The following is a 24623-nucleotide window of genomic DNA, read 5'->3' on the forward strand; positions in this document are numbered from 1 at the left end:
ATCTAGGTGGCGAGCAAAGCCGCCGCCTGGGTCCGGGTTGCAACGCCGAGCTTCCGCAGGATCTGCGCGACGTGATAGTCGACCGCACGTTTCGTGCGGTCCATGATCAGCGCGATATCCGCATTGGATTTGCCTTCGGCGACCCAGCGAAGGATTTCGCGCTGCTCGTCCGACAGGAGTGCGATGCGCGGATCGTCAACCGTGCGGGCCGCACAGGCTGCCAGCAGAAGCGTCCGCTTCAGAAGGACCATTGCGGACAGTGAAAAGGCCTGCCGGATCTGCTCTGGCGAAAACACGCGAGGCGAGCGCGAGGCCACCACCATCCCCCAGACCTCATTGCCCCGCTCCTGCAGGGGCATGTTCAGACCGGCCTGCAGCTTCAGATCCCTGACGAAATCAAGGAAGCGGCTTCCCGGCGCTTCGCGTTCGAGGCTGTCGCGATCCCATGGCACCACCGTCGCACTTGTCAGGGTGCGTTCCATCACCGGATCGCGCGTCGTGATTTTCCGGCGAAGCGAGGGGAGCGCCAGGACATCGAAGGTCTTGATCCAGTCGCATGGCATGGCTCGGCGTGTCACGCGGTCGAAACCGCCGACAACGAATTCGGTCAAGCCAAGCTTTCCGAAACTGTCGACGCAGATCTCGAACAAATTTTCCAGCGTGTCCGTCTCAATGATCGATCGAACGGACGAGGTGAAGTTGACGTCGGAAATTGGACCTCTCCATCTTCGCAAGTGCCCCACCTGTCGACGACATGCACTTGCCGGGCATCGGCCACGATGGCAGGGAGAGCAGGCGAACGGGCAAGAAAACTTGACCGGGGGTGCGAGAGAGCTGTGCGATATTTGAACGACAGTTTGGCTCACAACCCGCCAATCAACATACGCCCAGTAGACACCTAGCACTACACGGTTGACAACTGCTTAACCGAACAGGCGATCTTTGCGCAATTGCAATATCTACTGACAGCCTACCAATGCGCGAAGGAATTTTCATGAAAAATATTTCGATCGGAGCGAAGTTCACGCTCATCGCAAGTCTGTTTCTGTTGCTGGCCGTCGGTATGGCCGTTTATGTCAATACACAGGTCAAGGTCCTGACGGAGGCCTATTCGGGCTTGCTGAAGGACGAGACCAAGGCCGCTTCCCAGCTCACCCGCGCCAATCGGGCACTTTTCACGGCCCGCGCGTCGCTCGCAGATATGATCATGATGTCCGATCCCAAGGCGATCGCTGCCGCGAAAGACGACTTGATCGAGGCGCGCAAATCCATGTTGGAGATGATTGACAGCGCATCGCAAGCACTGCCGAGAGAGGAGGCCCATGCTGGCGTCCACGAAACTCTGGCGTCGGTCAAGGATAGCGCTACCAGCATTTTCGACGTCAGCTGCGCCCGCGTCATTCAGGTCGGGGAAAAGAGCACCACTCCGGACGAGATCATCTCTGCCGTCAGCCTCTACACGCAGGAATGCCAGCCCAAATTTTCCGCCGTCTCGGCCGAGCTGTCCAAGGTCAGATCCGAGGTTAGCAACGCTGCCGACCATGAGGGGGAAGAACTGGCGGGCGTTGCCAACAACACCCGCATGATCACCGTCGTGGTTATGATCTCCGGCGGCCTGCTGGTGTTTGCCATCGGCTTTGCCCTGTTCCGCGTCAGCGTCGTCGCTCCGATCGGTCATCTGACGACGCGGATGTCGGTCATCGCTCAGGGCGATTTCGCCGTGGATGTTCCCGAAACCAATCGTCGCGACGAGATCGGCAAAATGGCCCAGGCCCTTCAGGTCTTCAAGGATAACGGCCTGCATACGCTGCAGCTGCAGAGCGAGGCCGAAGCGGCCCGCACGGCGACCGAGGCCGATCGCCTGGCCGCTGCGGAACGGGACCGCCAGATCGCCGCCGAAATGGCTCAGGCGACCAAGTCGCTGGCACACGGCCTGCGTCGCATGGCGGACGGCGATCTGAGCGCCGGGATCGACGAAGCCTTCGCCCCGTCGTTCGAGAGCCTGCGTCAGGACTTCAACCGGACGGTTGTCCAGCTTCGCGACACGCTGCAGGCGGTCACCCAGTCGACACGCTCCATCGATGCCGGCTCGCGCGAACTGGATCTTTCGGCGGATGCCCTGTCGAAGCGCACGGAACAGCAGGCCTCTGCCCTTGAGGAAACGGCTGCTGCCCTCGACGAGATTACCGTCAACGTGGCCAATTCCTCGAAGCTTGCCCAGCAGGCCCGGGCTGCGGCGGCAGAGGCCAATCGCGCCGCGTCCGAATCGAGGGCGGTGGTGACAACGGCCATGGATGCGATGAGCACGATCGAGGCCTCGTCGGGCCAGATTTCGAGCATTATCGGTGTCATCGACGAGATCGCCTTCCAGACCAACCTGCTCGCGCTGAACGCCGGTGTGGAGGCTGCTCGCGCCGGAGACGCCGGCAAGGGGTTTGCGGTCGTCGCCCAGGAAGTCCGTGAGCTCGCCCAGCGTTCAGCCCAGGCGGCCCGCGAGATCAAGGATCTGATCCGCAGTTCCACCCAGCAGGTCGGGACCGGTGTCGATCTCGTCGCCCGCACCGGCAAGGCGTTGGAAATGATCGAGGAATGCGTGGCGGTGGTGAACGGTCACATCGACGCGATCGCGGTTTCGGCCCAGGAACAGTCCACCGGGCTTGTGCAGGTCAACAGCGCCGTCAACCAGATCGATCAGCAGACCCAGCAGAATGCCGCCATGGCCGAAGAGGCAACCGCTGCCTCGAACGCCTTGGCCGCCGAGGCGGTGACCCTGCGCGACCTCATTGGCCATTTCAACCTGATGGCCGGTTCCGCAGATCAGGTCCGCAGGACCTCCGGCGCGCAAGCCGACAGGCGCGCCGCCTGACGGCAGGACTTTGGCAGGCGGCCGGGGAGGATTTCGGTCCGGCCGCCTGTTCGCGACGCGCCATGACGGGTGTCTGGTTGTCGCGCTTCGCCCGATATGCGAAGACACCGGCATGGACGACAGCCTGCTTTCCCCGATCGATGCGCCGTCGGCGCTCCATGCCCTTTTTCGTGACGACAAGACAGGCCGGAGCCTGCTGTTCGCAGATCCGCAGGACCTCGTCGTCGTGCGCAGGGCGGACGAGATCAAGCCGACAATCGAAAGATTGGAGCGCGCCCGGCGGGCCGGGAAATGGCTGGCGGGATATCTTTCCTACGAAGCCGGTTTCGCCTTCGAGGAGAAGCTTGCGCCGCTCATCGTCGAGGGGCGGGATACACCGCTCATCGCGATCGGCATATTCGACGGTCCGGCCCCGGCCGATCACCCTCTGGCGCAGCCGCCATCCAACATTCCGAATGCGCCCTTTCTCAGCGAGCCGCGCGCCGGTTGGGACTTTGATGCCTATCGCACCCGTTTCGAGCGCCTGCATGAGCACCTGCGCAAGGGGGACTGTTACCAAGCCAACCTGACCATGCCCGTGGAAGCCCGCTGGTCGGGCGATCCGCGTGCCGCCTTCTGGTCGCTGGTCGGGCGCCAGCCGGTGCATTATGGCGCCCTCATCGATTTCGGTGATCCCGTCATTCTCTCCCGCTCGCCGGAACTGTTCTTTTCCGTCGATGAAGACGGCTTCATCGAGACCCGGCCGATGAAGGGCACGGCGGCGCGCGGCGCAACGCCCGAGGAGGACGCGGCGATCATCGCGGCCATGCTGGACGATGAGAAGACCCAGGCCGAAAACCGGATGATCGTTGATCTCCTGCGCAACGACGTCTCGGTGATCTCCGAAGTCGGCACCTTGTCGGTTCCGAAGCTTTTTGTGATCGAGACCTATCCGACCGTGCACCAGATGGTGAGCCATGTCCGTGCAAAGCTGTTGCCCGACGTCGGGCTGCCCGAGATCATCGCCGCCCTCTTCCCCTGCGGCTCGGTGACGGGTGCGCCGAAGATGTGGGCGATGCGCATTCTGCATGAACTGGAGGCCGGTCCCCGCGACGTCTATTGCGGCGCGATCGGATGGTGCGATCCGCAAGGACCGATGCGTTTTTCCGTGGCCATTCGCACCCTCTCCCTTTTCAAGGGCGGTCGGGCAGTCTTCAATGTCGGCGGCGGCATCGTCTTCGATTCGAAGGCAGAGGCCGAGTATCAGGAATGCCTCTTGAAGGCCCGTTTTGCCCTGGGGGATCAATGGATTTCTCGCTGATCGAGACGATGCGGTGGCAGCCGGATGCGGGCTTCCTCAGGCTCGACCAGCATCTGCGCCGGCTTGCACGGTCTGCCGACGCGCTCGGTTTTCGCCAGCCGCAGGATGCGCGTGGCAAACTGGAGAAGGAAGTCTCCGGCGACACGCCGCTGCGCGTGCGCCTGGTGATGAGCTTTCGCGGGAAGATCGAGATCACCACGAGCCCTTACATTGCCGAAGCCGAAGAGGCGGTCTGGCGGGTGAAGGTTGCGAAGACGCGGCTGCAATCGGAGGACAGCCTCTTTCGTCACAAGACGACCCGCCGTGAGCCTTATGAGGCGGCCCGCGCGGAGTTCACCAAGGACGAGGCGGATGAGGTGATCCTGCTCAACGAGCGCGACGAAGTCTGCGAGGGCACGATCACCAACATCTTCGCCGAGGCTGCCGATGGCACGCTGCTGACCCCGCCGCTGACCAGCGGTCTGCTGCCCGGCGTACTTCGGGCCGAACTGATCCGCGAGCGCAGGGCCCGTGGCGAGGTGTTGAAGCTATCCGACCTCAGCCATCGCAAGCTCTTTGTCGGCAACTCCCTGCGCGGACTGATCCGCGCTGAACTCATCGAATAGGACCATCCATGTTCATCCTCTCCCTGACCTATGTGAAGCCGATCGAGGAGGCGGACCGTTTCATGGCGGCGCATATGGACTGGGTCAATGCCGGCTATGAGCGCGGCATGTTCCTGGCGTCAGGCCGGAAGAACCCGCGGACCGGCGGCGTTGTGCTCGCCAAGGGCGACCGTGCGGAAATCGACGCCTATGTCGCGGCCGATCCTTTCACGGTCGAGGGTGTCGCAGTGTATGACGTCACGGAGATCACGGTGACGCGGACGGCAGAGGGCTTGGCCCTGATGAAGGACTGACGGCAGGCGCCAGGCCGCGCTGGCGTTCCCGCCTTGCCGTGCAATACGCGTGAATCAGGTGCGCTGGCCGGCGAGTTCTTCCGACAGCTTCGAGACAATCTCCTGGGCTTCATGGTCGGCCGGATAGACCTCGAGATACCGTTCCCAGGCGTGCAGGGCGCCTTCCTTGCTTCCGCGTTCGGTCAGGATCCCGGCGAGGCCGGCGATCGCGCCAAAATGGCGGGGCTCGAGTTCCAGCACCTTCTCGATGTCTGAGACCGACTTCTTGTAATTGCCCATGGTGAAATGCAGCGTGGCGCGCTGGTTCCAGGCGCCGACGAAATCGGGCTTGAGGGTAATCGCCTGGTCGACGAAATCGAGTGCTGCGGCATTGCGCTTCTCGGCGGCGGCCTTGGCGGACCATTGCATCAGAAGATCGACGGTCGGGCTTTTCGATTCGCTCCAGGCTGCCATGGCGGCGTTGGCAATGACGCGGGCGGCGTCCGGATTGCGCTCGCGCTTCAGCCGGGCCAGCATCTCGTCGATGCTTTCGGGCTGCGGTGCGGCGAGCGGGACCTGTTCGATGGCAGACTGTGCCGGCGGCGGGACGGTCGCGGCAGGGGGCGTCGGCTGCTCCAGCGCCGGCGGGCCCGGCATCGGCTGCTGCGGCATTGGCTGCTGCGGAATGGGCTGGTCTGGCGCCTGTGCCGCCGCATGGCCCGAGACGACCACAGCAGACAGGAACAGGAGGCTCTGGGCGAGTCGCAAAGAAAAACGGCGCATACAGGGAAGGTAATCCCTCAGCGCCGTCTTTCAAATTCAAATCTGCGATATCAACACGCCATTTGATGGCGGGTAACCTGCATGGCAACCGGACCCTTGCGGATCCGGGAGACCTCAGCCCTGGCGGGCCTTGAAGCGCGGGTTTGCCTTGTTGATGATGTAGACGCGACCCTTGCGGCGAACCAGACGGTTGTCGCGATGACGGGCCTTAAGCGCTTTCAGCGAGTTCTTGATCTTCATTTTTCTGGTCCACAACGATTGTCGGGGAATGTGTCATTCACCCACTGTCTGAAACAATCAAAAGCGCGCCGCCGGGCGCGCCCTTGAAGAGTTGGCGGCAATTAGCCCGAGGGAGGCCTGCCTGTCAACCGGTCCGGCGGCATTTGCCCCGCCGAAAAGGCTAAAAAACCCGGCTTATCAGTCGCGGAAAGGCAGGATTTCCGTCACATGGCCCATCTTTCTGCCAGGACGGGCTTCCGTCTTTCCATAGAGATGGACGAGCACGTTCGGCCTGGCGAGCCAGCCGGGGACAGAATCGATGTCGTCGCCGATCAGATTCGTCATCACGCAATCGGAATGCCGGACGGGGTCGCCAAGCGTGAGGCCGGCGACGGCGCGGATGTGCTGTTCGAACTGCGAGACGATGCAGGCAGCCTCCGTCCAGTGGCCGGAATTGTGGACGCGCGGCGCGATCTCGTTGGCGATCAGCTGTCCGTCTTCGAGCACGAAGAACTCCATGCCGACGACGCCGACGTAAGCCAGGCCATCCAGCAGCTTGGTCGCTGCTTCCCGGGCGGCTGTCGCCGTTTCCGGCGTGATCGCGGCGGGCTGGGTCGAGGTGTGCAGGATGCCGTTCCGATGGACGTTTTCCGTCGGGTCGTAACAACGCACCTGGCCGTCGAGACTGCGGGCGGCGATGATCGAGATTTCGCGCACGAAAGGCACGAAGCTTTCGAGGATCAGCGGCACCGAGCCGAGGGCCGCATAGGCGCCGTCGGCTGCGTCACCCTTGCGGAAGACCTTCTGGCCCTTGCCGTCGTAACCGAGCCGGCAGGTCTTCAACACGCCTTCGCCGCCGAAATCGGCAAGGGCTGCCTCCAGTTCTGCCTGGCTATTGACGGCATGGAAGCGCGCGGTCTCGATGCCTGAGGCATTGAGGAAGCGTTTTTCCGTCAGGCGGTCCTGAGCGACTTCCAGCGCCTTGGGCGGCGGATAGACCGGGACGCTTCGTGCCAGATGTTCGGCGGCCGAGACGGGGACGTTTTCGAATTCATAGGTGACGACGTCGCAGAGGGAAGCCAGTTCACCAAGCGCTGCCGGATCGTCATAAGCTGCGGTGACCTGCCGGTTGGCGACCTGCGCTGCCGGGCTGTCCGCCTGCGGCTCGAGGATCACCGTGCGGAAGTTGAGGCGGGCGGCCGCCATGGCCAGCATGCGGCCGAGCTGGCCGCCGCCGATGATGCCGATCGTGCGAACAGTCATGGGGTCTCGTCCATGGGGTATTCGGCAACCGCTGCCGCCTGTCGGGCGATCCAGTCATCGAGGCGGTCGGTGAGTTCTTCGTCATGCAGGGCGAGAACGCGCGCCGCAAGCAGGGCGGCATTGACCGCGCCGGCACGGCCGATGGCGAGTGTGCCGACCGGAATGCCGGCCGGCATCTGGACGATGGAATAGAGGCTGTCGAGGCCGGACATGGATTTCGACTGGACCGGCACGCCGAAGACCGGCAGGGGCGACAGCGAGGCCACCATCCCAGGAAGATGGGCCGCACCGCCGGCGCCGGCGATGATCACCTGGAAGCCTTCATCGCGTGCGCCCTTGGCAAAGGCATACATCCGGTCGGGCGTGCGATGTGCCGAAACGATGCGCGCCTCGTAGGAAACACCGAGCGCATCGAGCGTGTCTGCGGCGTTTTTCATGGTTTCCCAGTCGGACTGGCTTCCCATGATGATGGCGACGGGCGGGCAGTCAGCTGTCATGCTCACGTCCTTCTGGCTCAGGCAATGATGTCGGGAATGATCTGGTCCTCGAGCGCGGTGATCCGGTCCTTGAGTGCCAGTTTCTTCTTCTTCATCCGCTGGATTCTGAGGGCTTCACAGCCGGTCGCGATCATCGCATTGATTGCCGCGTCGTAGTCCTCGTGCTCCTGGCGAAGCCGCGCCAGCGAGAGCCGGATGTCAGCCTGTTCCTGATCGGCCATCTTGTTCCCCATCTTCGCCCTGTGGCTCACCGTTTAAGGATGGCCGTTGGATTCGCGCAAGCTCCTATCATCAAATACCGGTAACGGGAAGTTATCCTTGTCCCTCATTTTCAGGGGTCGAAATCACGAAATCGCCTTCGACAAACCGCATTTCTCGTGTCACATTACTTTCGTAAAGCCTGAAACTCCAGCGGATGAGGGCTGGAGGTAGGCGACAAGGAAGGACGTATCAAATGACCATACAGGCTCATCTTGACTCGCTGCAGAAGAAGCATGGTGCACTGGAAGACCAGCTCCATGACGCGCTGGCATCCCCCTCCGTCGACGACCGGCAGATCGCCGAACTGAAGCGTCTGAAACTGCGCCTCAAAGATGAAATGGAGCGCCTGAGGGCGTCCACCCGCCACTAACCTTCCATGCCGGCTGCGCCGGGATCCAATTGCCCCTGCGGCCTCCCAGAGATCCCGATGTATTCATGAAGCAGCCCTACCATTCCCCCGCCCCGGAGTTCCCAAGGACTTCGGGGCTTTTCTTTGCCTGGAATTCAGGGAAAAGGAGGCGTGGTCAGGACCAGAACTGGTCGAGCCAGATGTTCATGCGGTCGAAGCCCGGCTTTCTCACGCTGTAGAAGCGGCGGGTTCCCTCGGCGGTCACCTCGACAAGCCCGGCATCGAGCAGGGCCTTCAGGTGCTGGGAGACGGCGGGACGGCTGATCGGTAGGCGGCTTGCCAGATCGTTCACGGTTTTCGCGCCCCGGCGCAGATCCTCGAGGATATGCCGCCGGTTCGGGTCTGCGATCGCCGTGAAAGGATCCGCGTTCGTCATGGGCGAACGTTATGTCAAAGGCCGGCATCCGGCAAGCGCCGATGTGCGGTGCAGCAAGGGAAGGAGACTACAGGCCCATGAGGCCTGTGCTGCCGTCGTAGAAGAGTTTCGCGCCGGCGATCAGGACCATGCCATACATCAGGGGATAGAAGATCTTCGGCTTCATGTAGTGCACCACCTTGGCGCCGATCAGCGTGGAGACGAGCGCCACTGGGAGCAGCATGGCCGACAAGGTCAGATTGGTGCTGTCGAGTTCGCCGAGAGCGAAATAGGGGATGACCTTGATGGCGTTGAGGATGGCGAAGAAGCGGGTCGACATGCCGGTATAGGTCTTCGGATCGAGCTTCAGCGGCAGGGTGTAGACCTGGAAGGGCGGGCCGCCGGCATGGGCGACGAAGCTGGAATAACCGGCGAGCGCGCCCCAGAAGGAGCCCGCAACGGGACGTTCCGGTGCCGCCGGCTTTTCGACGCCATCCCGGCTGGCATAACTTTCGATGAAATAGCGGAGCGCGAAGATCAGCGAGATGCCGCCCAGAACGAGGCGCATGGCATTCGGCGAGACCAGCGTCGACGTCGCCCAGCCGAGAATGATGCCGATGATGGCGCCCGGCAGCATGACGAAGAGCGTTGCCCGGTTGTTGTGGCGGCGCCAGGCCCAGAGCGCGACCGCGTCCATCACCAGGAGGATCGGCAAGAAGATCGCCGCGGCTTGCATGGGCGGCACGGCGATCGCCAGCAGGGGAACCCCGATCAGGGCGAAAGCACCTCCAAGCCCTCCTTTGGACAGGCCAACCAGGGCGACAGCGGGAATGGCGACGGCATAGAAGTTCGGGTCTGTCAGCATTGATCGGTTGATCCTTTCGGAAGAGCGGTCTATCGGATTTATCGAGATAAAACGAGGACGAATTCCGCTGTCGTGGAAATGTCCCGCAAACGGATATAGCCGCATGACCGAAGACCGCTGCCGCCTCGTCCTCATCGTCCCTGACATTGCCGATCCGGCTATGCGCTGCGAAACGGTGGCCAATGCGCTGCGCGGCGGAGACGTGGCCTCCGTCATCATCCCGCAATACGGGCTGGATGACGGCGAGTTCCAGAAACATGCCGAATTGCTCGTGCCTGTGATCCAGGAGGCGGGGGCTGCGGCGCTCATCGTCGACAACAGCCGTGTCGCCGGTCGGGTCAAGGCCGATGGCCTGCATATCACCGGCAATGCCGAAGCCTTGGCCGAGGCCGTGGAGAAACACCAGCCGAAGCTCATCGTCGGCGGTGGCAATGCCATGGATCGGCATCATGCGCTCGAGGTCGGCGAGACGCAGCCGGACTATATCTTCTTTGGCAAGCTTGATGGCGACATCAAGCCGGAAGCGCATTCGAAGAATGTCGCGCTCGGCGAATGGTGGTCGGCGATGATCGAGATCCCGGCGATCGTCATGGGCGGCGCTGACCCGTCGTCTGCCGTCGCCGTTGCCGAAGCCGGCGTGGAATTCGTCGCCCTCGGCAAGGCTGTCTTCGAAGACCCGGCCAATGCTGCGGCGATCGTTGCGCGGGTGAATGCCGAGCTTGACGAAAAAGCGCCACGGTTTGCGGATTGAACCGCGGGATGCGCCAATCTTTCACGTCCCGCAGCCTGATTCTTGCCATACTGACCGGGGCCTGCCTTGCGGCGGGCACGCCGGTGATGGCGCAGGAGAGCGAGGACGGTGTGGCGATCGGCAATGCGCCGGCCATTCTGCCTGCCAATCCTTCCGATGCGGGCGATATCGATCGCGGCAAGCGCGACGACAGCGCCACTGGCGATGCAACGACGCTCGACCGTGCTGGCAAAAACGCGGCCCCGCCACCGGTCAAAGGTGGCAAGGTGACCGCCGGCGCCAAGGGTGACGACGCGCTTCAAGGCATCAACATCTATCTGCGCATGGGCGCTCCGCTGCCGGATCTGCCGCCGGAAAAGCCTTTCACCGGTGAAGCGGACGAGGCTTACGGCGCATTCCAGCGCGGGCTGTTCCTGACCGCCGTCGACAAGGCCTTGCCGCGTGCGCAACTCGGCGATCCGGCCGCCCAGACGCTGCTTGCCGAGATCATGTCGCGCGGGCTCGGCGTGAAGCGTGACCCGAAGGGCGCCGCCTTCTGGTATGCCCAGGCAGCCCAGGGCGGCGATACGTCCGCCATGTTCAAATATGCCCTGCTCCTGATGGAAGGCCGCGAGGTCGAGCGCGACAAGGCCAAGGCCGACGACTACATGAAGAAGGCCGCCGATGGCGGCAACGGGTCGGCGCAGTTCAACTGGGCACAGATCCTGGTGTCGCAAAATCCGGGTGTGCGCGGGTTGACGCTTGCCATGCCCTATTACGAAAAGGCGGCGGAGCAGGGGATTGCCGATGCGCAATATGCCCTGGCCCAGATCTATTCCGTGCTGAAGGACGTGCCGCCGGACAAGAAGAAGCGTACCCGCGAATGGATGGAGCGCGCCGCCAAGGCGGGGTTCGATACCGCGCAGCTCGACATGGGCCTGTGGCTGGTCAATGGCGTCAACGGCCCGCGCGACTACGAGGCGGGCTATCGTTGGCTGTCGATTGCCGCCAAGCGCGGCAATGTGGTGGCACAGAACCGGCTGGCGCATGTCTATATCAATGCGCTTGGGACACCGCCCAATCCGGTCGAGGCGGCCAAGTGGTATGTTCTGTCACGCCGTGCGGGTCTGAAGGATCCGACACTCGAAGACTTCTATCTCGGCCTGAACGAAGAGCAGCAAAAGCAGGCGATCGATCGCGCCAACCGGTTCCGTCGGAGCTGAGGCGCGTGCCGCACGCCTGTGCCTTGAGGGGAGGGCACCGTGCATGGATCTCGTCGACCTGTTTCAGCGGATCGGGCTTGCAATCGCCATCGGCGCGGCTGTTGGTGTGGAGAGACACTGGCGTGATCGCGCCGAACCGGAAGGCGCGCGCACAGCGGGTATCCGTACCTTTACGCTGATCGGCATGACCGGCGGACTGGCCGGGCTTCTGGAGACTGCGATCGGCGGCACACCCGCACCTGGACTGATCGTTGCCGCCTTCCTTCTTTCCTTGACCGTGGTGATGTTGCGCTTCGCGCTGATCCAGGCGCGCGCCGAACACAGCGTCAGCGCGACGACCGTGATTGCCGCCATCACGACTTTCGCACTCGGTGCACTCGCCGTGCTGGGGGATACGGTCATCGCGTCCGCAGGCGGTGCGGCGATTGTCACCGTGCTTGCCAGCCGTGAATTCCTGCATGGGGCCATCCGGCGTTTGACCTGGGTGGAATTGCGCTCAGCGGTGGTTCTCCTGGCAATGAGCTTCGTCTTGCTGCCGCTGATCCCGGCGACACCCTATGGTCCTTTCGGAGGCGTGTCGCCGCGCAGTCTTTTGATCCTGGTGATCCTGCTCGCCTCGGTCTCCTTCATTGGTTACGTCGCTGTCCGCCTGCTCGGCAGCGGTCAGGGTTATCTTGTGGCTGGCGCCGTCGGCGGTCTCGTGTCATCGACCGCAACGACGGTCACGTTCGCGCGGCAGAGCGTTTCCGGCATGCCGGCCCAGGCAGCGGCCGGTGGTGCAGTTGCCGCCGGGGCCGTGTCGCTGGTACGCACAGGGCTTCTGGTCGCGGCACTGGCCCCCTCGCTCGTTTCCGCCTTGCTGCCGCCGCTTCTGGTTTCCGGCGGTGTGATGATGGCCTGTGCGGTTCTCTTCATCCGTCGTGACGTCTCGCATGCAGGGGCAGAGCCGCCTGCCAATCCGTTCGAGCTGATCCAGGTGGTGAAGATGGCGCTCCTGATCACCGTGGTCGCCTTTGTCGCCCGCGCATCGAGCCAGATCTTCGGTGACGGGGGGCTTTACGTGGTTTCCGCACTGTCGGCGCTCGCCGATGTCGATGCAGCGACTGTGACCGTCGCTGGCATGGCGGCGCAACTCACGACAGCCGTTGCCATCAATGCGATCGGTATCGCGGTCGCAGCCAATCTCGTGGCAAAGGTCGCCTATGGTGCGGCGACCGGCAGCCGGTCTTTCCTGCTGATGCTCGCCCTGGCGACCACCCTTGCCATCGCGGCCGGGCTCATCGCGGCGTTCGTGGCGCAGCTGCCTTGACCCCGTTGCAGGGCGATCGGCGGCTTTGCCCCTTGAATTCCGGCGTTATTTGTGGTCTTGAACCCGCCAATCGCCGCGCTCTCGCGTGCTGCATCCTCGCCGCTCTCCGGCGACCATCCAATCTTAAGGAATACGCTCTATGGCCCGCTCCGCCCTTCTCAACGTCATGGTCCAGGCCGCGCTCAAGGCCGGCAAGTCGCTGGCGCGCGATTTCGGCGAAGTGCAGAACCTGCAGGTTTCGGTGAAGGGCCCGGGCGACTTCGTTTCGCAGGCCGATTTCCGCGCCGAGAAGATCGTGCGCGAGGAGCTGCTGAAGGCCCGTCCGACCTATGGCTTCCTTGGCGAGGAGAGCGAAGAGATCAAGGGCACCGACGGCGCGCATCGCTGGATCGTCGACCCGCTCGACGGCACGACCAACTTCCTGCACGGCATTCCGCAGTTCGCCGTCTCGATTGCGCTCGAGCGCAATGGCGAGATCGTTGCGGGCGTGATCTTCAATCCGGCGGCCGATGAACTCTACACCTCGGAAAAGGGCGGTGGCGCGTTCCTCAATGATCGCCGCATCCGCGTTGGCGCCCGCAAGGTGCTGTCCGATTGCGTCATCGGCTGCGGCGTTCCGCATCTCGGCCGTGGTCAGCATGGCAAGTTCCTCGTCGAACTGCGCCACGTGATGAATGAAGTTTCCGGCGTGCGTCGCATGGGGGCGGCAGCCCTCGACCTCGCCTATGTCGCGGCCGGCCGCCTGGACGGCTTCTGGGAAGCCCAGCTGAACGCCTGGGACATCGCAGCCGGCGTGCTGCTGATCAAGGAGGCCGGCGGCTTCGTCTCGGACATGAAGGGCGCCCAGGAGATGTTCGAGAACGGCACCGTGCTGGCCGGCAACGAATATATCCGCAAGGCGCTGGAAGAGGTCGTGAACCGTCCGGTGCCGCAGACCTGATCCGAGACCGGCATCGGTCGGCACGCGTCAGGGTGGTGAAATTCCCCTGACGCTTCGGCTTCAATTCGTCTCAATTTTCCACTAGCCTTCGCTTCAAGATTCTTCGGAGGACGTGCTTATTATGGCGAAAGTGAAGGTGGAGGACCTGGAAGTCGGGGTGACCCGTCCGGGAGACTACGGTCAGAAACTCTCCAGCCCGATGCCCTTCTTCACGACAATGGTCATTTTCCTGATCATCGTCTGTTTCATTGCAGCAATCCTCTATCGGCAGGCTCACGCGGCCTTCGTCACCAATCCCGGTCTGAACGGCCTGATCCTCGGTGTTCTCGCCGTCGGCATCATCCTGGTGTTCAACCATGTCTGGGCGTTGCGCCCGGAAGTTCGTTGGTTCAACAATTTCCGCGCCGCCGGCGACAATGCGGAGCGGGTCGGGCGCGATCCCAGGCTGCTCGCACCGATGCGCGCCTTGATCGGCGGGCGCCGGTCCATGGCGATCTCGACGACGGCGCTTCGCTCGATCCTCGATTCCATCGGCACGCGTCTCGACGAATCCCGCGATACCACGCGTTATCTCATCGGCCTTCTCGTCTTTCTCGGCCTGCTCGGCACCTTCTGGGGTCTGCTCGGCACGATCGGCTCGATCAACGACGTCATCCAGTCGCTCGATCCGGCATCCGGCGACAGCAACGACGTGCTGCAGGCGCTGAAATCGGGGCTTACCGCGCCGCTCCAGGGCATGGGCACGGCGTTCTCCTCCTCGCTGCTCGGCCTGTCCGGATCGCTGATCCTCGGCTTCCTCGACCTCCAGGCGGGACGTGCGCAGAACCGCTTTTACGTCGAATTGGAAAACTGGCTGTCGTCGGTGACGGATCTCGATTCCGAACGGCCGGTTGCTGTCGATGCCGACGGCGCGGTTGCGGCGGAAGACATCCGTTCGCTCGTTGCGGAGATCCAGAAGCTTGCCAATCGCGAGGGCGCTGCCGGCGGCGACCGTTCGGTGGCCGCCATTGCCGGCCTTGCCGAAGGCATTCAGGGTCTCGTCAAGAACATGCGCAACGAGCAGCAGATGCTGCGCGACTGGATCGAAGCGCAGCAGGAAGACGCCCGCGCCATGCGCAAGACGCTCGACCGGCTGAACGACAAGATCGGCGGGGCCAAGTAAATGGCGCTCGGGCGCAACCGGCGCAGGGAGCGCACCGTCGACTACTGGCCGGGCTTCGTCGATGCCCTGTCCACACTGCTGCTCGCCATCATGTTCCTTCTCACGGTCTTCGTGCTGGCGCAGTTCATCCTCAGCCGCGAGATCTCCGGCAAGGACGAGGTGCTCAACCGGCTGAACAGCCAGATTGCCGAACTGACCAATCTTCTGGCTCTGGAGAAGAGCGGCAAGCAGGATCTCGAAGATACGCTTGCGGCCCTGCAATCGTCACTCTCGATTTCGGAAAGCGAGCGTTCCCGGCTGCAGCAACTGCTCGACAGCGGAACGGGGTCTGCGGATGCAGCAAATGCGAAGGTCGGCCGGCTGAACGAGGAGCTGGTGGCGGAGAAGCAGGTCAGCGCCCGCGCCGCAAGCCAGATCGAGTTGTTGAACCAGCAGATCGCGGCCCTTCGTGCCCAGATCGCGGCTGTCGAAGAGGCGCTGCAGGCATCAGAAGCCAAAGACCAGTCGTCCCAGGCGAAGATTGCCGATCTCGGCCGGCGGTTGAACGTGGCGCTTGCCCAGCGAGTGCAGGAGCTGAACCGCTATCGCTCGGACTTCTTCGGACGGTTGCGTGAGATCCTGTCGGATCGCGAAAACATCCGCATCGTCGGCGACCGTTTCGTCTTCCAGTCGGAAGTGCTTTTTCCCGTCGGCGGTGCGGAACTCGACGCTGCCGGGCAGGCGGAAATGGACAAGCTGGCTGCTGCCCTTCTCGAACTGGCGCAGGAAATCCCGGCCGAGATAAGTTGGGTCTTGCGAGTGGACGGCCACACCGACGCTTCGCCGCTCACCGGCACCGGTCGTTACCGCGACAACTGGGAGCTTTCCTCGGCGCGCGCGACCTCCGTGGTCAAGTATCTGATCTCGAAAGGTGTTCCCGCCAACCGGCTGGTTGCCGCCGGTTTTGGCGAGTTTCAGCCGATTGCCGAGGGGGATACGCCCGACGTGTTGTCCCAGAACAGACGTATCGAGCTGAAGCTCACCGAACGCTGAACAGCCTCAATCCGATCGGTCTTTGCCGTTCGGGTAACTTGCGCGGTGAGTTACGTGCGCGTAAAGGTAAGACATGGCGCTTCGGGAGGGTGACATGCAGCAGTTCGACATCGTCGTGATCGGCGGCGGTTTGGCTGGCCTTGTGGCCGCGACCGAGGCTGTGGACCGAGGGCTCAAGGTCTGCGTGATCGATCAGGAGGGGCAACAGAATCTCGGCGGCCAGGCATTCTGGTCGCTCGGTGGGCTGTTCCTGATCAATAGCCCCGAACAGCGCCGCATGGGGATCCGCGACAGTCTGGACCTTGCCCGGCAGGACTGGTTCGGGTCGGCCGGTTTTGACCGGACGGAGGATTTCTGGCCGCGCCAATGGGCCGAAGCCTATCTGCAATTTGCCGCCGGAGAAAAGCGCTCCTGGCTGAAGTCGCAGGGCATCAGCTGGTTTCCCGTCGTCGGCTGGGCGGAGCGGGGCGGCGCGCTTGCCGACGGTCACGGCAATTCCGTGCCGCGTTTCCATGTCACCTGGGGCACGGGGCCGGGGGTGATCGCCCCCTTCGTCAGGCGGGCGACAGTGGCGGCGGATGCCGGCAAACTGACCTTCCTCTTTCGTCATCAGGTGGACCGGCTTTCGGTGCGCAACGGGGTCGTGACCGGTTGCGCCGGCGTGGTGCTGGCAGGGGATGCCACCGTTCGCGGCGGCTCCAGTTCACGCAATGTCATCGGTGATTTCGAAGTTGCGGCTGATGCTGTCATCGTCGCCTCGGGTGGCATCGGCGGCAATCATGATCTCGTGCGCAAGAGCTGGCCGGTCGAACGGCTCGGTCCGGCACCCAAGGCCATGGTCGCCGGCGTGCCCGCCCATGTGGATGGCCGGATGCTGGCGATCACGCAGGCAGCCGGCGGCGAGATCATCAATGGCGACCGCATGTGGCACTATACCGAGGGCCTGAAGAACTGGGACCCGATCTGGCCGAACCACGGCATCCGCATTCTGCCCGGTCCGTCCTCCTTCTGGTGCGATGCCGAAGGCAACCGGTTTCAGCCACCCGCCATGCCGGGCTTCGATACGCTTGCGACGCTGAAGGCGATCCGGGCGCGGGGGCATGAGTATTCCTGGTTCATCCTGAACAAGGCGATCATCAAAAAGGAGTTTGCGCTTTCCGGCTCTGAACAGAATCCGGATCTGACGGGCAGGGACATTCCGTTGCTGCTCCAGCGGCTGGGCAAGAACCCGCCAGGTCCCGTTCAGGCCTTCATGGACAAGGGTGAGGATTTCGTCGTGCGCGATACGCTCGAAGATCTGGTCGTCGGCATGAACGAGCTGTCCGGTGAACATCGGCTGAGCGTGCATCATCTGCGGACCCAGATCGAAGCGCGGGACCGGGAGATCGGCAACCGCTTCTCCAAGGATGCCCAGGTGACGGCGATCCGGGGTGCGCGCAACTATCTCGGCGACAAGCTGATGCGCACGGCGAAGCCGCACCGGCTGCTCGATCCCGCTGCCGGCCCGCTGATCGGGGTCAGGCTGCATATTCTCACCCGCAAGACGCTGGGGGGCTTGCATACCGATCTGGAGGGGCGCGTGCTCAACCGCGAAAACATGCCGGTGCCGGGGCTTTATGCGGCCGGCGAAGTCTCAGGCTTCGGCGGCGGCGGCATGCATGGCTATAATGCGCTCGAGGGCACGTTCCTCGGCGGCTGCCTGTTCTCCGGCCGGGTGGCGGGGCGAAACGCGGGGCGGTGAGGCCCCGCGATGTTGGCCGGATGTCGTGGGTTTATTGGGCCGCTGCGGTAAAGTCGCGGCCGCCCGTCTCGAACTGTAGACGCGCGAGTTTGGCGTAGAGGCCGCCCTGCTGGATCAGGCTCTGGTGGGTGCCTTGCTCGACGATGCGGCCGTCATCCAGGACGAGGATGCGATCGGCCTTCAAGACCGTTGCCAGGCGGTGGGCAATGACGATCGTGGTGCGGTCGCGCATCAGGCCGTCGAGCGCTTTCTGGACCAGGGTTTCGCTTTCGGCGTCGAGTGCCGAGGTTGCCTCGTCGAGCAGCAGCAGCGGGGCGTTGCGCAGCAGCGCGCGAGCGATCGCGATGCGCTGGCGCTGGCCGCCCGACAGCGTGATGCCGCGTTCGCCGACCAGCGTGTCGAAGCCGTTCTCCTGCCGGCCGATGAATTCGCTTGCCTGGGCGGCGTCGGCCGCCGCCTCGACCATGGCGCGGGTGGCGCCCGGCGTGCCGAAGGCGATGTTGTCATGGATCGAAGAGGCGAAGATCGTCGTATCCTGCGGGACAATCGCGATGCGGGCGCGCACGGCCTGCGGGTCTGCCTCGCGAATATCGACGCCATCGAGGCGGATGGTGCCGGAGGCCGGGTCATAGAAGCGCAGGATCAGCGAGAAGATCGTGCTCTTGCCGGCGCCCGAGGGGCCGACGATCGCCACCGTTTCGCCATGCGCGACGGAGAAGGAGAGGCCGTTCAGGGCGGACTTGGTCTTGGCCGAGGGATAGGAGAACTGCACCGATTCGAAATCGATGCTGCCGCGCGCCGGGTTCGGCAGGGCGACCGGATTGGCCGGGGCCGCGATGTCAGGATGTTCGGCCAAGAGTTCATGCAGGCGTTCTGCTGCGCCGGCTGCCTGGGACATCTCGCCCCAGACTTCCGAGAGCGTGCCGAGCGAACCGGCGGCAATCAGCGAATAGAGCAGGAACTGGCCGAGCGTGCCGGCGGTCATGGTGCCGGCCAGAACGCTCTGGGCGCCATACCAGAGCACGCCGACGACGCTGCCGAAGACCAGCGAGATGGCGACGCCGGTCAGCAGCGCGCGCGACTTGATGGCGGAACGGGCGGCCTCATAGGCGCTTTCGACAGCGGTCACATAGCGGCCGCGCGCGGCATCCTCGGCGTTGAAGGCCTGCAGCGTGCGGGCGGCCCCGATAACCTCGCCGGCATAGGAGGAGGCGTCGGCCAGCGTATCCTGGGCGGCACGCGAGCGCTTGCGCACCGAGCGCCCGAAGGCGACGAGCGGAAAGACGATGACGGGAATCGCTGCCAGCACCATGATCGACAGTTTCGGGCTGGTGGCGATCATCATCACCATGGCGCCGAGGCAGAGAATGGAATTCCTGAGCGCGAGCGATGCCGTGGCGCCAACGGCGGATTTCAGCTGGGTGGTGTCGGCGGTCAGGCGCGAGACGATCTCGCCGGATTGGTTGATGTCGAAGAAGGACGGCGACAGGCGTGTCACATGGGTGAAGACATCGCTGCGCAGATCGGCCACGACACGTTCGCCGATGGTGATGACATAGTAATAGCGCAGGGCGCTTGCGACGGCGAGGACCAGCGCCATGACGATCATCATGGCGAAGTATTTGTTGATGAATTCGCTGTCGGAGGCGTTGAAGCCATGATCCAGCATGCGGCGGATGGCAATCGGCAGGGCAAGCGTTGTCACGGCCGCCAGACAGAGGAAGGCAAGCGCGCCGGCAACCAGACCCTTGTAGCGGGCGAGATAGGGAAAGAGGTCGGCAAGCGGTTTCAGGGAGCGGCGTTTCTTCTCGGTGTTTTCGGCTTCCACGGTCACTCTGTCATGCTCCTGCTTACACTTCACAAGGGCTGTCAGGCTTTGATGCCATGGCACTTGTTATCCCTGCGCCCTTCATGTATAGGCACGGCATCGAATTGGGAAGCCGTAGCCCATAGGACTGCGGCTTTGTCTATTGAATAGGTCCCGCTGACGCAATTGCGGCAAATGGACCCCACGGCACAGCAGGAACAAAGCGATGAAGGCTTCCATCCATCCCGACTACCACGTCATCAAGGTCGTCATGACCGATGGCACCGAATATGAGACTCGTTCGACCTGGGGTTCTGAAGGCGCGGTGATGAACCTCGAAATCGATCCGAAGTCGCACCCGGCCTGGACCGGCGGCAACCAGCAGATGCTGGACCGCGGCGGCCGCGTTTCGAAGTTCAACAAGCGTTTCGGCGGCCTCGGCCTCTAATCGTCTTGCACGATCTGCATACGGAAAGCCCGGCCTTCGCGCCGGGCTTTTTCGTTCTGGAGCGATGAAAGCGACTCAGATGGCGGAGAGGCGGTCGGCGATTTCCTCAAGTGCCAGATCGTGTTTTTCGGCCAGCGTAAGGCCGAAGCGCTCAAGCTTCGCGATGTTGTCGGGTGTGGCATCGTCCAGCGCATCGTTGACGCCCACCAGAGGCGCGTCCAGCCTGAAGTAATCCAGCGACTTTCGATTGTCCGTGGTGACCACGGTGGCACCGTCGGCGAACCGTGGCGGTTCGCTGTTGAGCAGCTTGTTGAGCTGGTAAGAGGTGGTGCTCGACTGTCCTTGCATCAGCACCGAGATCAGCGGCGTGTCGTTGGCCGGATTGATCCAGCCGCCGGCGCCCCAGCTCTTGGCCTGCTGGTAGGGGATCTTGCGGTTCGCCGATCCCGTACCGAGCGAGAGGATGACGATCTTGTCGCCATTGTCGCGCCAGCCGAGCTTGCTGCCCTCGACATAGGCGGCCATGGCCGGGTCGTTGGCAAAGACACCGCCGTCGATCAAGGGGATTGCCGGGATCTGCCCATGGCTTTCCCTTGCCAGATCCTCGACCAGCGCCGGTTCGAAATAGGTGGGGGCGGCCGACGAGCCGCGCACGGCCTGCCAGGCCAGAAAGCGCGCATTGTCCTGATCGGCATTGGTCATGAAAACCGCCCGGCGGGCATGGATGTCATAGGCGGTGATGAGGATCTTGGTCAGCGCGTCCCTGATTTCAGTTTTCTCGCCCAGCATCTGTCGCAGGATGGTTTCGAGCGCCTGCGCGTCGTACCGTTCCTCGAAGAGGCCGCCAAAATTGGCCAGTTTTCGGAACAGGCCGATGTCGAAGATCTGCGCGCCCTTCGTCTTGTAAAGGGCGAGCAGGGTTTCCGGATCGGCGGCTGCTTCCTTCGCTTTGCCCGGCTTGGGGCACGCCAAGCCCGCCGCGATGATGGCGCCGGTCGACGTGCCGGCGATCATGTGAAAGTAGCGATGCAAAGGCAGCCGCTTGTCGCGTTTTTCGAGTTTCTGCTTGAGTACAGTCAAAACAGCAGCGGGGATCGTCCCCCGGATACCGCCGCCGTCGATCGAAAGAATGAACTTGGTCATGCGCTCCTCCTCCTTTTTCGGAAGTGTCGCACAAACTCTAAAGTTGTAAATACGCCTAGTGCAATCAATTCCGTTCGAGATGGCAGAAAAAAGCCGGCGCTGCAGAAGCAGGCCGGCTGGAAGGTGGTGCTGTCGCGGGCTGGTTCAGCCGGCGTTGAATGCGGTGCGCAGGAGGTTGAGCTGAGCCTGGACGCTGTTTTCGTTGTCCGGCAGGAACTCTTCTTCGGCAGGGCGGTAGATTTCGCGGTCGAGCAGGGCGATGCGGTTCTGCAGGCGCAGCGAGCGCTCGACGAGATCACGGAAGGCTTCCGGCAGGTCGTTCCAGCCGGGTGCGTTGCGGTCGACGTTGAAGCCGTCCAGGCGAACCTTGCTCTTTTCCGAGAGAACCTGATCGCGGCTCATCTCGCCGTTGTTGACGGCGCGCTGCAGCAGCAGCCACGAGGCCATCTGCATCAGGCGGGTGGTCAGGCGCATGGATTCGGCGGCGTACAGAACCGAGGCCTGGCGTGGCAGGACCTTGGCGGCGGCGCGCCCCGGGCCATCGAGGAAGGCGGCCGTTTCTTCGACCAGCCCCATGCCCTCGGCATAGGTCGCCTTGAACTGGCTGGATGCTGCCGCACGACCGGCAAAGCTGACCGTATTCATACCGAGCTCAGACATGGATGTTTCCCTGTAAACGCATCACTATGGCATGTAACGAGAGCGATACGATCTTGTTCCTGCCCCATTTGGTGAGGCCACGATGCAATCATTACCCCAAATGCGCAAGGCGAAACTTAAGGAAGGGTTAATTCCCACAATTTTGCCACCGGCCTGAGCCTTAGGCAAAAAAAGAGCCGCAAATGCGGCTCTTAAGGTAAAACAGGGAGAAAATCAGACCATCGCCATGAGGTGAAACTGCCTGAGTCCAGAAGGTCTGGATGAACATAGTTTCCCTCAAAAGGCTTAACGCCAAGTAAACGAAACTGCGAAAAGTGGTTCTTTCCGGTGCGCAACTCGCCAAGGCGCAAGTGAAGACTGTCTATACTTTCGGGCCAAACAGGCTGTCGGCGGCTTTTCGGCTCGCATCCTTGCGGATGATCTCGGCTCTGATTCGGCCGATTTCGTCTTCCAGCTGCGCGATTCGGTGGTGCAGTTCATCGGCGGATATCGCCGACAGATCGCAGCCGATCTGGTGGACCGTTGCCGGTTTGCGCGGTTCTTCTTCTGCGATCATGCGGTTGCTCCTTCCCGCTCTTCGGGCTCGTCATCATGTTCGGGCAGCGGCGCTGCACGCGGGTCGAGGCTGAGGCTTTCCGGCGTGCTGAGCGGTGAGGCGCTGATCGGCAGGTTCGGCATGTTTTCGCGGTCAACGGCCGGGATCGCAGCGCGCAGACGGCTGCGGTAGATCGCGTAGGCCGAGATCGAGAGATGGGCAAGGGCCGTGACGGTGAACAGCGAGTAGGGCCCGGCTGCGGTCATGACCGGACCGCCGAGCGTCGGGCCTATGATCGTGCCGACGCCGAACAGCAGCAGCAAGCCGCCGGAGACCTTCACGAACTCGTCCGGCTTGGCGAAGTCGTTCGCATGGGCAACCGCGATCGGGTAGAGGGCGTTTGCGGCGGCTCCATAGATGCCGACGAGAATGAAGATCCAGGTCGCGCTGGTCGGCTCGATGAAGACGAGGGCGACGGCGGCAAAAGCGGCGAGCGCCGAGAGGGCGGCCAGCACGTAGCGCCGATCGATGCGGTCTGAAAGCTTGCCGGCCGGGAATTGCATGATGGCGCCGAGAAAGATGGTGACCGAAAGCAGCGTGGCGATGGTCGCCGCGTCCAGTCCGACCCGGGTGCCGAAGACGGCACCCAGCGTGCCATAGGCGCCATTGGCGATGCCGATCAGCAGAATGCCGACACAGGAGACCGGCGAGTTGCGATAGATCAGCGGCAGATCGAGCTTCAGTGACTTCAGCGGCTGCGGCGAGGCTGCCGTGGACATGGTGGTCGGCATGACGGCGACGCCATAGACGATACCGCAGATCATGAAGAGGATGGTGGTCGTGGGATCGAAGACGCCGACCAGCATCTGGCCGCCGACGACGCCGATCAGGGTAATCGAGATGTAGAAGGAGAAGATTGCGCCGCGGCTTTCGTTCGTGGCGCGCTCGTTCAGCCAGCTCTCGATGATCATCGAGGTGCCGGCCGTGCAGAAGCCGGTGATCGCGCGCAGCACGATCCACCATTCCGCATCGATGATGATCCCGCTCAACAGTGCGATGACCGAAATCAGCGAGACGAAGGTGGAGAAGGCGCGCACATGGCCGACCCGCATGACGAGTTTTGGCGCGACGAAGCAGCCCAGCACGAAGCCTGTCGCCCAGGAGGTGCCGAGAAGACCGAGCACTTCGTTGGAATAACCTTCAGCCGCACCGCGCACCGGCAGCAGCAGACCATAAAGGCCATTGCCGAGAAACAGGAAGAGCGTGCCCAGAAGAAGGGCCATTACGGGCAGGAGATTGCGTCTCATGGTCTTTTTCATCGATCGGGGTTCGGGCGAGCCTGCAGTCTTCGGCACGGAACCATTATATTAGTCCCATCTTCCTACCGTTGTCTGAACACCCCGCCGGGCTTGCGGGAACAGTCTGTGGCGGGCAAAAGTGACAGCGTTGTGGCTGGTTGCGTGACAGGCCGACATTTAATGCCGGACAGCAAGGCTGTCCGGCCGCTTCGGTCGATGCCGACAAGGAATGACGATGAACAAGGCCATATCCGCCTTTCTGCTGCTCGCCATGCTGATCCAGATCATCAAGCCGCTCGGCCTGCCCGGGCTCAGGCGCCGCGCGGATTTCTGGAAGCTGGCGGTGGTCGCCTTCGTCGCCTGGTCGGTGACGCTGCTGGTTCGCCCCTGAGGCCGTGTTATCCGCTGACCGTGCCGGCCTTCTCCGTCTGCCATTCCGGCAGGGGGAAAAGGCGATCATAGGTCCAGTTGAAAACGAAGGCATAGACCATGTAGAAAATCGCAAAAGCGATATCCATGACGAATGCCTCCCGCAGGCCGATGCCGAGATACCAGGCGACAAAGGGCAGCAAGATCACGAGCAGCCCCAGCTCGAAGGCGACGGCATGGACTACGCGCATCGGCCAGGTCTTCAGCGTCGTGCCGGTCGACCGCACGAGCATGTGGTCGAAGCCGAGATTGTAAACATAGTTCCAGCCGGTCGCGAGCGTGGCACTCACCACGCCGACGACGCCGATGTCAGACGCCGGCATTGAAAACACCCAGCTGCCGATCGGCACGAGCAAGGCAAGGCCGATGAGTTCGAAACTGACAGCGTGGCGGATGCGGTCTGTCGCGGTGCGCATGTTCTTCCCTCCGGGAAAACCGGCGGGTCGTCCCGCAGTACAATCAGGCCCATGA

General features: G+C 63.0%; 28 protein-coding genes. 14 read left to right on the forward strand and 14 right to left on the reverse strand.

Going from position 1 to position 24623, the window contains the following annotated elements; translation table 11 throughout:
* Window positions 1-2: 2 nt before the first annotated feature.
* Window positions 3-611, reverse strand: a complete 609-nt coding sequence (locus tag DFO46_RS02660; protein WP_147412732.1) for a LuxR family transcriptional regulator — start codon at window positions 609-611, stop codon at window positions 3-5.
* A 383-nt stretch (window positions 612-994) separates the two neighbouring features.
* On the opposite strand from DFO46_RS02660, the gene DFO46_RS02665 reads away from it, so the two are divergent.
* From DFO46_RS02665 to DFO46_RS02680, 4 genes are all read left to right on the forward strand, one after another.
* Complete coding sequence (locus DFO46_RS02665) at window positions 995-2866, forward strand: HAMP domain-containing methyl-accepting chemotaxis protein (RefSeq protein WP_183041824.1); 1872 nt, start codon at window positions 995-997, stop codon at window positions 2864-2866.
* A gap of 112 nt (window positions 2867-2978) precedes the next feature.
* Window positions 2979-4166, forward strand: a complete 1188-nt coding sequence (locus tag DFO46_RS02670; RefSeq protein ID WP_120276246.1) for an aminodeoxychorismate synthase component I — start codon at window positions 2979-2981, stop codon at window positions 4164-4166.
* Entirely contained in the window at window positions 4151-4771 is a 621-nt protein-coding gene (locus tag DFO46_RS02675; RefSeq protein WP_120276247.1) for an aminotransferase class IV family protein, read from the forward strand. Before DFO46_RS02670 ends, DFO46_RS02675 begins: the two co-directional genes overlap by 16 nt.
* A gap of 8 nt (window positions 4772-4779) precedes the next feature.
* A complete protein-coding gene (locus DFO46_RS02680) occupies window positions 4780-5064 on the forward strand; it encodes a YciI family protein (protein WP_120276248.1) in 285 nt (94 codons plus the stop codon).
* A gap of 54 nt (window positions 5065-5118) precedes the next feature.
* On the opposite strand, the gene DFO46_RS02685 is transcribed toward DFO46_RS02680, so the two are convergent.
* The 5 genes from DFO46_RS02685 to DFO46_RS02705 form a co-directional block, all read right to left on the reverse strand.
* Window positions 5119-5826: a hypothetical protein gene (locus DFO46_RS02685; RefSeq protein WP_120276249.1), complete on the reverse strand. Its 708-nt coding sequence runs from the start codon at window positions 5824-5826 to the stop codon at window positions 5119-5121.
* A 114-nt stretch (window positions 5827-5940) separates the two neighbouring features.
* Window positions 5941-6066 (reverse strand): type B 50S ribosomal protein L36, encoded by a 126-nt coding sequence (gene ykgO / locus DFO46_RS02690; RefSeq protein ID WP_062279996.1) that lies wholly within the window; start codon window positions 6064-6066, stop codon window positions 5941-5943.
* A gap of 177 nt (window positions 6067-6243) precedes the next feature.
* On the reverse strand, window positions 6244-7308 hold the full coding sequence (locus DFO46_RS02695; protein WP_120276250.1) for a 5-(carboxyamino)imidazole ribonucleotide synthase: 1065 nt from the start codon (window positions 7306-7308) through the stop codon (window positions 6244-6246).
* Window positions 7305-7805 (reverse strand): 5-(carboxyamino)imidazole ribonucleotide mutase, encoded by a 501-nt coding sequence (purE, locus tag DFO46_RS02700; protein ID WP_110791687.1) that lies wholly within the window; start codon window positions 7803-7805, stop codon window positions 7305-7307. Before purE ends, DFO46_RS02695 begins: the two co-directional genes overlap by 4 nt.
* A gap of 17 nt (window positions 7806-7822) precedes the next feature.
* On the reverse strand, window positions 7823-8026 hold the full coding sequence (locus tag DFO46_RS02705; RefSeq protein ID WP_110792165.1) for a YdcH family protein: 204 nt from the start codon (window positions 8024-8026) through the stop codon (window positions 7823-7825).
* Window positions 8027-8259: 233 nt separating this feature from the next.
* On the opposite strand from DFO46_RS02705, the gene DFO46_RS02710 reads away from it, so the two are divergent.
* Complete coding sequence (locus tag DFO46_RS02710; protein WP_110791689.1) at window positions 8260-8436, forward strand: DUF465 domain-containing protein; 177 nt, start codon at window positions 8260-8262, stop codon at window positions 8434-8436.
* Window positions 8437-8590: 154 nt separating this feature from the next.
* On the opposite strand, the gene DFO46_RS02715 is transcribed toward DFO46_RS02710, so the two are convergent.
* Both DFO46_RS02715 and DFO46_RS02720 read right to left on the reverse strand, forming a co-directional pair.
* Entirely contained in the window at window positions 8591-8851 is a 261-nt protein-coding gene (locus tag DFO46_RS02715; protein WP_110791690.1) for a metalloregulator ArsR/SmtB family transcription factor, read from the reverse strand.
* Between the two features lie 67 nt (window positions 8852-8918).
* Entirely contained in the window at window positions 8919-9695 is a 777-nt protein-coding gene (locus tag DFO46_RS02720) for a sulfite exporter TauE/SafE family protein (protein WP_120276251.1), read from the reverse strand.
* A gap of 103 nt (window positions 9696-9798) precedes the next feature.
* Between DFO46_RS02720 and DFO46_RS02725 the strand changes: the two genes are divergently transcribed.
* The 7 genes from DFO46_RS02725 (at window position 9799) to DFO46_RS02755 (ending at window position 17832) form a co-directional block, all read left to right on the forward strand.
* Window positions 9799-10446 (forward strand): thiamine phosphate synthase, encoded by a 648-nt coding sequence (locus DFO46_RS02725; protein WP_120276252.1) that lies wholly within the window; start codon window positions 9799-9801, stop codon window positions 10444-10446.
* A gap of 8 nt (window positions 10447-10454) precedes the next feature.
* Complete coding sequence (locus DFO46_RS02730) at window positions 10455-11648, forward strand: tetratricopeptide repeat protein (protein ID WP_120276253.1); 1194 nt, start codon at window positions 10455-10457, stop codon at window positions 11646-11648.
* Window positions 11649-11691: 43 nt separating this feature from the next.
* Window positions 11692-12957 carry a DUF4010 domain-containing protein gene (locus DFO46_RS02735; RefSeq protein ID WP_120276254.1) on the forward strand — a complete coding sequence of 422 codons (1266 nt, stop codon included), beginning with the start codon at window positions 11692-11694 and terminating at the stop codon, window positions 12955-12957.
* Window positions 12958-13096: 139 nt separating this feature from the next.
* Window positions 13097-13897 carry an inositol monophosphatase family protein gene (locus tag DFO46_RS02740; RefSeq protein ID WP_120276255.1) on the forward strand — a complete coding sequence of 267 codons (801 nt, stop codon included), beginning with the start codon at window positions 13097-13099 and terminating at the stop codon, window positions 13895-13897.
* Between the two features lie 121 nt (window positions 13898-14018).
* Window positions 14019-15059 carry a flagellar motor protein MotA gene (locus tag DFO46_RS02745; protein ID WP_110791698.1) on the forward strand — a complete coding sequence of 347 codons (1041 nt, stop codon included), beginning with the start codon at window positions 14019-14021 and terminating at the stop codon, window positions 15057-15059.
* Entirely contained in the window at window positions 15060-16091 is a 1032-nt protein-coding gene (locus tag DFO46_RS02750; RefSeq protein ID WP_110791700.1) for a peptidoglycan -binding protein, read from the forward strand. It abuts the gene before it with no gap.
* 94 nt (window positions 16092-16185) lie between these two features.
* The gene (locus DFO46_RS02755; RefSeq protein ID WP_120276256.1) at window positions 16186-17832 is read left to right on the forward strand and encodes an FAD-binding dehydrogenase; all 1647 of its coding nucleotides are present in this window, start codon (window positions 16186-16188) and stop codon (window positions 17830-17832) included.
* 31 nt (window positions 17833-17863) lie between these two features.
* Here the strand turns inward: DFO46_RS02755 and DFO46_RS02760 are convergent, their stop codons facing one another.
* Complete coding sequence (locus tag DFO46_RS02760; RefSeq protein ID WP_120276257.1) at window positions 17864-19666, reverse strand: ABC transporter transmembrane domain-containing protein; 1803 nt, start codon at window positions 19664-19666, stop codon at window positions 17864-17866.
* A 199-nt stretch (window positions 19667-19865) separates the two neighbouring features.
* Between DFO46_RS02760 and rpmE the strand changes: the two genes are divergently transcribed.
* The gene (gene rpmE, locus DFO46_RS02765) at window positions 19866-20087 is read left to right on the forward strand and encodes a 50S ribosomal protein L31 (protein ID WP_110791705.1); all 222 of its coding nucleotides are present in this window, start codon (window positions 19866-19868) and stop codon (window positions 20085-20087) included.
* A gap of 75 nt (window positions 20088-20162) precedes the next feature.
* Here rpmE and DFO46_RS02770 read toward each other — a convergent pair whose 3' ends face one another.
* The 4 genes from DFO46_RS02770 to DFO46_RS02785 all read right to left on the reverse strand — a co-directional run bounded on the left by DFO46_RS02770 (window position 20163) and on the right by DFO46_RS02785 (window position 23732).
* Window positions 20163-21230 carry a patatin-like phospholipase family protein gene (locus DFO46_RS02770; protein ID WP_110791707.1) on the reverse strand — a complete coding sequence of 356 codons (1068 nt, stop codon included), beginning with the start codon at window positions 21228-21230 and terminating at the stop codon, window positions 20163-20165.
* A 144-nt stretch (window positions 21231-21374) separates the two neighbouring features.
* Window positions 21375-21890: a DUF1465 family protein gene (locus tag DFO46_RS02775; RefSeq protein WP_110791709.1), complete on the reverse strand. Its 516-nt coding sequence runs from the start codon at window positions 21888-21890 to the stop codon at window positions 21375-21377.
* A gap of 361 nt (window positions 21891-22251) precedes the next feature.
* On the reverse strand, window positions 22252-22446 hold the full coding sequence (locus DFO46_RS02780; RefSeq protein WP_110791710.1) for a DUF1192 domain-containing protein: 195 nt from the start codon (window positions 22444-22446) through the stop codon (window positions 22252-22254).
* Window positions 22443-23732, reverse strand: a complete 1290-nt coding sequence (locus DFO46_RS02785) for an MFS transporter (protein WP_110791712.1) — start codon at window positions 23730-23732, stop codon at window positions 22443-22445. The genes DFO46_RS02780 and DFO46_RS02785 overlap by 4 nt, the downstream gene beginning before the upstream one ends.
* A 226-nt stretch (window positions 23733-23958) precedes the next feature.
* Between DFO46_RS02785 and DFO46_RS23825 the strand changes: the two genes are divergently transcribed.
* Window positions 23959-24114, forward strand: coding sequence for a hypothetical protein (locus DFO46_RS23825; RefSeq protein ID WP_183041825.1), 156 nt, complete (start codon window positions 23959-23961; stop codon window positions 24112-24114).
* Window positions 24115-24121: 7 nt separating this feature from the next.
* Here the strand turns inward: DFO46_RS23825 and DFO46_RS02790 are convergent, their stop codons facing one another.
* The gene (locus tag DFO46_RS02790) at window positions 24122-24568 is read right to left on the reverse strand and encodes a PACE efflux transporter (RefSeq protein WP_120276258.1); all 447 of its coding nucleotides are present in this window, start codon (window positions 24566-24568) and stop codon (window positions 24122-24124) included.
* Window positions 24569-24623: the final 55 nt, after the last annotated feature.

Origin of the sequence: Rhizobium sp. AG855 (assembly GCF_003610655.1) — a bacterium.
Classification (GTDB): domain Bacteria; phylum Pseudomonadota; class Alphaproteobacteria; order Rhizobiales; family Rhizobiaceae; genus Allorhizobium; species Allorhizobium wuzhouense.